Genomic DNA, 226 nt, shown 5'->3' on the forward strand with positions numbered 1-226 from the left:
CATCACGCTGCCAAGTTCTGGCGTGCCCACCGCCCAGATGTCGGCGGTGAAGATGTCGAGCTTGAAGGCGAACAGGCAGATCAGGGCAAACAGCAGCAGCGGCACCACCTTGGCCACGGTGGTCACCTGGTTGATGAACGCCGCCTCCTTGATACCGCGCAGCACCAGGAAGTGCACCGCCCACAGCAGCAGCGAGGCGCAGCCGATGGCGATTGGCGTGTTGCCC

1 protein-coding gene is annotated in these 226 nt (G+C 64.2%); it reads right to left on the reverse strand.

Features of this window, described 5'->3' with window-relative positions; genetic code table 11:
- Positions 1 to 226, reverse strand: a 226-nt coding sequence (locus J5M58_RS27760; RefSeq protein WP_207880770.1) for an amino acid permease, incomplete at both ends; no start/stop codon positions are given.

It is taken from the genome of Pseudomonas sp. 32_A (assembly GCF_017490905.1).
Taxonomy (GTDB): Bacteria; Pseudomonadota; Gammaproteobacteria; order Pseudomonadales; family Pseudomonadaceae; genus Aquipseudomonas; species Aquipseudomonas inefficax.